The organism is Marseilla massiliensis, assembly GCF_016899855.1.
Lineage (GTDB): Bacteria > Bacteroidota > Bacteroidia > Bacteroidales > Bacteroidaceae > Prevotella.
This window is the reverse complement of sequence record NZ_JACJJG010000152.1, coordinates 1-5,325: the sequence shown is the minus strand read 5'-3', so window position 1 is coordinate 5,325 and position 5,325 is coordinate 1. Positions and strand designations below refer to the sequence as shown.

5 protein-coding genes and 2 pseudogenes are annotated in these 5,325 nt (G+C 30.5%); all 7 read right to left on the bottom strand.

Features of this window, described 5'->3' with window-relative positions; translation table 11 throughout:
• Positions 1-46: 46 nt before the first annotated feature.
• Entirely contained in the window at positions 47-496 is a 450-nt protein-coding gene (locus H6A34_RS13655) for a hypothetical protein (RefSeq protein ID WP_205105964.1), read from the bottom strand.
• The gene (locus H6A34_RS13650; RefSeq protein WP_205105963.1) at positions 493-1,713 is read right to left on the bottom strand and encodes a glycosyltransferase; all 1,221 of its coding nucleotides are present in this window, start codon (positions 1,711-1,713) and stop codon (positions 493-495) included. The genes H6A34_RS13655 and H6A34_RS13650 overlap by 4 nt, the downstream gene beginning before the upstream one ends.
• On the bottom strand, positions 1,710-2,939 hold the full coding sequence (locus tag H6A34_RS13645) for a polysaccharide pyruvyl transferase family protein (protein WP_205105962.1): 1,230 nt from the start codon (positions 2,937-2,939) through the stop codon (positions 1,710-1,712). The genes H6A34_RS13650 and H6A34_RS13645 overlap by 4 nt, the downstream gene beginning before the upstream one ends.
• Entirely contained in the window at positions 2,911-4,152 is a 1,242-nt protein-coding gene (locus H6A34_RS13640) for a hypothetical protein (protein WP_205105961.1), read from the bottom strand. Before H6A34_RS13640 ends, H6A34_RS13645 begins: the two co-directional genes overlap by 29 nt.
• Positions 4,153-4,171: 19 nt before the next feature.
• Positions 4,172-4,327: pseudogene (locus H6A34_RS15560) on the bottom strand (LbetaH domain-containing protein); the annotation flags it as partial.
• Positions 4,328-4,637: 310 nt separating this feature from the next.
• Positions 4,638-5,021, bottom strand: a complete 384-nt coding sequence (locus H6A34_RS13630) for a hypothetical protein (protein WP_205105960.1) — start codon at positions 5,019-5,021, stop codon at positions 4,638-4,640.
• A gap of 47 nt (positions 5,022-5,068) precedes the next feature.
• A pseudogene (locus H6A34_RS13625) lies at positions 5,069-5,325 on the bottom strand (IS4 family transposase); the annotation flags it as partial.

Here is a 5,325-nt window from a genome sequence, read left to right as displayed (position 1 = left end):
TTTCAAAAAACCGTGTAATTGACTATGTTTCAATAATTTCAAAGAACTATTTATCCACTTTTACGGGACAGTAGTGATTATGAATACAAATTTGCATCTTATTATTTGAACATTTTATTATAGTTTGCAAATTTCTTATAATAATACGTCCTGAAATCTTTACCACAAGTGTCTGTTTTGATATAGATGAGTGTTTTATGAAATATTCAATTATTTCTAATTCTCCAGCCCCCTTCCCTTTTTCAAAATATTCATTACCTTTAAAATGATACGTTGTTAGCCTATTATGGTATTTTTCTAAAGTTATTTCATCTAAATATTGTTTTATGTCAACATTTGAATTGTCTACATAATATATATCATACGGAGTATTCTCCAAATACCACATGAGGGCATTTATATATTGTCCAATTCTTATATTAGGATCGGAAAGGGTCGTGTTTATCATTTTTGTTGGATTCACACAACTTGTTAACAATACAACTATTTCTTTCATATACTTTCTAAAATTTTATCCCTAGATACTATTAATGCATTTAGCGAATAGTTTTTTATAATAGTTTTATATGCGTTGTTAACAAGTCTTTCTTGCAAATCACGTTTACCGATTTCGAATATTTTATTAGCAAAATCTACAGGGGTGTCAGCTATAAAACAATTTTCATTGTCTTTCAATGGAAGGCCTTCACACCCGATCGTAGTTGTTATAATAGGTATTTTGTATTGAGCGGCTTCTAATATTTTCATCCTAATGCCACTGCCAATTGTTATTGGTACTATCATTATGCTCCCTTTTAATACATCCCCAAGATTGTCAACAAAACCTAAATAATTTATTTTGTCATGACATCCAAGCTCTTCTATTTGTTCTTTACTCCATTTACCTATAATGTCTAATGAATATTTATCATCAGTTTTAGTTATTCTCTCCCAGACATTATCAATAAACCATTTTAATCCTTGAAAATTAGGATTATGCATTCCTGGACCTAAAAAAGTTAAACGGTACTTTGCATATACCCAACTTTGAGTGTGAGAGGAGACAATTGCAAACGAAGGAAATATTGGTATGATAACACCATTCTGTTTAAGTTTTTTAGCATCTATCTCAGATAAAGTTATAATAGCATCAAATTTATTCAAAAGTGAAATTTCTTCATTTTTTAATTTCTCAAAAAGATAGGTAAAGTAGTTTTTTGCGTGTCTTATCTTTGATAAGATTAATTTATTCCTTATAAATCTCAATTCGTGATGAACAAAAACTTTCGTTACGTTTTTCCCCTCTAATGCATTAACCAATGATAAAAAGGGAACAAATTCAATCTGAACAACATCGATATGCTTATTATCGATTATATTATACATATAATTAATAAATTCATCAGTAATGATATTGTTGCATAAGTTCATTTCTCGCTCAATCATGTAATCTTTATTTTTGTGTAACAAATAAAACATGATTTTATCAGATAAATACTTATAAGCAGTAACTTTAGAATTAAATATTTTGGGCGTGAAAGTTTCAACCTCAACACTTAATGCTTTTTCTAGTTCCTTAATTCGTTTACTATTACTGTTTTTTCTGTTTGAAGGAAACAATAAAACGACATTGTTATGTTTTGACAAAGCTTTTATACCATTAATTACAGCTTGATTTCCACCTGTAGTCAATGGATAAGGGCACATATGTAAAACAACTAAGATGTTTTTCATTTTAATTTGCTGATTAAGTTATTCATTGAGTTCGAATATTGTTTAGCGTAACGTTCTGAAAACTTATCCATATGCTTTATATTCGCTCTGATAATACAATTGTAAATTCTTTCTTTTGTTGGCAACAGATGGTTCTCAAAATATCCGTATCGCGCATCTAACATATTTGCACATTTAAGAATGTGATATATTTTACTAGATTCTTTGTTAAAATATTTATATACTTTTGGAATTATTGTTCTCTTAATTCCATATTCATCAAAGCAGAAAAAAGGAGTTGAGTTATGGATGCATACAATTATAGGATGCATTCTTTCGCCAATATATCCGGAGGCATATTTAATTAAACAATACCAATCTATTGGTGATAGAGGAACATCTATAGCATATTTAGTATTAAAAGCTTTTAAGCCTTCAGGCATAGGAAATGAAACGGTTGTATAATTATTATCTTCAAAATATTTTATCAAAGAATTAATATATTTAGATTTTAAAATATTCAACCTGAAACTAAATAGGACATAGCTCTCGGGCAAATGAAACTTTCGTAAAATCTCTTTCTTCGTTGGAAGCTTAAATGCTATATTTTGATTAAAGGAGAACACAGGGTCTGGGGTTATTGGTACCTCGTTGGCGTAGCCAAGATATGATATCATTTTTGCTGTCCATTCATCACGAGCTGTAATAAATTTGAAAAGTGCCATATAATTTGATAAATCTTGTTTTTCTACCTCATTTAACTTGGTAAATGCAGTGTTCTGGCATGAGACAGAAAAGCCAACAATGGGTATCGGATGATTTAAGTCTCTTAAGAACCCACCCCAAAAAGGATTATTCTTGTATTCTAAATCAGTAGTAACATGTTCTTCAACATATTTGAATTGTCTAAACTTAAATTTAATGCGGGTTCGTTTAGGCTTGTATTTGAATACAGCATCGCTCCCAATAAAAATCATATCAAAATTTTCTTCATTTATGTATCTTACAAATTTTTCATAGTTGCTTATTGGAATACTTAAATTCGTATAAGATTCAATGAATCTATCATGATAAATGATTTGGGTTTGAGGAACTCGTTTTGAGTACATCATTTTAACATCCTCAGGATACCAATCGATTAACACTACATCGTGGCCATATTTTTTCAGATAAGAATATGTTGATACGGCCTGTAATTGAGCTCCAAAATTAGGAACTCTATGATAAGTTAATATCCCTATTTTCATAACTGCATGATTTTAATATTATGCTTTTATCTGACAAATATAAAAATATAGAATAAGCAACTATACCAACTTGCCACATTGCCCAGAAATCAAATATTATCAGAACAATTTTGGCAATACAAAAAGCTATCAAATATGTATCTAATAATTTAAATTTTCTGACGGTCATATAGATGCAATAGATTATACTTAATACACCTATAATTCCGCACCATGAATAGTATCCAATTAGACCTACATCTTGTTGATAAAAACCATAGAACTCTTGTAATCTTATGATTTCATTATTTAGTATGGAATTACCTCCTGGAATCCCTGCACCCAATATGGTATACAATGGATTGTTCATTCCAAAAAACTTTAAAAAATATTCTCCAGCTAGGTATCTAATAAAATCTTCACCTTCTCCCTGTGCTTTATTTGCTATGTCATTCATCTCGACAAAAGAGTCTTTAAAGTAGAAAATGCCTATTATAAATATTCCAATAATCAAGAGACTAGCCATTGACAATTTTTTTCTTTGGCTAAATAATATAATTATTATTGTCACAAGTGCTAAAACTATTAGATGCTTTCTTGAACAATAACAAGCTAATCCCAAAAACGGAATTAGTGCAAATATGAAATTTCGTATGTTGAAGCGATTAATCGTAACTTGTAAACGGTGACAATAACAAAGAATCACAAAATCGACCCCCCATATATAGAATCTCCATAGTCCCATTCTGTTTTCTAATTCTCCATTCCACCACCCTTCTTCACGACCTGCAAAATAATATGTTGGATAAGTAAATTGTTGCACTATTTCTAAACAGGTCCAAACAATAGAAATAAAAAGTATTATATCAAGAAGGTATTTAACCGAAAAATTTGTTTTACATAAATAAAAATATAATATGTAACCTAATGACAATATCATTGTGGCATTAAAAGAATCCCATAGTGATTGACCACTAAAAAATAAAGCTGAAATAGCACTTAATGATAATGAGAAAAGTATATATTTTACCGAACTATATGAATTAAATTTGTTTATTGGTCGCTTGAAAAATGTAATAAAAGAGAAAATCAACACAAACTCCAAAGCTAATGATAAATAGCGGTTTAAATTGCCAAAAGTCATTAATGGCGTAAAACTCCAAAACCTGATGGCAACAAGAATCACAATTATAACTAGCAATTTTGAGCCTGAGGTGTTATGCTTTATACCCATAACAATATTGTTTTTTTTCACGGTAACCAATAACTTTAGCCGGAACACCTCCAACTATAGCATAGGGAGGTACATCTTTTGTTACAACAGCTCCAGAAGCGACAACAGCTCCCTCACCTATAGTCAGTCCTGGCAAGATTATACTTCTGCTACAAATCCATGCATATTCTCCTATTTCAACAGGAGCCCCTTTGCCACAGAAATGTAAATTATTATAATCATGATTTAAAGTCCAAATAATTGCATCATATGCAATAACCGCATTTTTTCTTATAACAAGTCCTTTCCGCGCATCTAAAAGCACTTTGGGTCCAATACTGACCCCATCTTCAATTATTAGTTGTTGAGGGGCTCTTACAGAAAATCCTCTATATAACATGACTCGTTTGGATATTTTGGCTCCCATCATACACAGACATCTGTTACGCATAATATTACTAGGCAAATTAGGAATAATTCGGGTAGACAACTCCCATTTTAAATTCCTAATATTTTTGTGAATAAATTTTCTGATCATACTTATAAATACCAAAGATTAGTTGCGATAAATATTTATTTCTTTTAATTACATTTGATACTAATATTGAAAGTTTAATTGATATTATTGATATAAAAGCTGAATATACCAATTGTAGGGTAATACTTAATGAGAAATCCTTAATAGATAAAATATAAATACCCATTTCTTTGAATGGCATAACAAAAAAAAGATGCATAATATATATTTCCATTGAATTCTTCCCTATTGTTGAAAGCAATCCCCCTTTATTTATTCTATTGTTGAATATGCCAAATAGAAAAGAAATAGCCAAAATTGGTATGAGCATACAATATATCCCCTTTATCCCATAATATGAAGCTAAAGTCATAAGGAGGATATCATTAGTGTCCCGTTAAAATGAGACGAGTTAAACAATTAATCAAATAGCCCCGGAATAATGGGATTATTTAGATCTTTGACATCATTGAAATTAGTCTTGTCGAACAGGTCACGCAAGTAGGTTTTGTCTGTCAATGATATGCTGAGAATTTGCAAAACTTCATAGGTTGAGCGTTTCAACTTCATATCATGTTGGACAATAGCCACAAGACAGTATGTGATAATAGCCACACTGATTTGTATGCGGACGGCGTTCTCTGTTGTGCCCCAGAATTTCTTTATCTTGAGGTGCT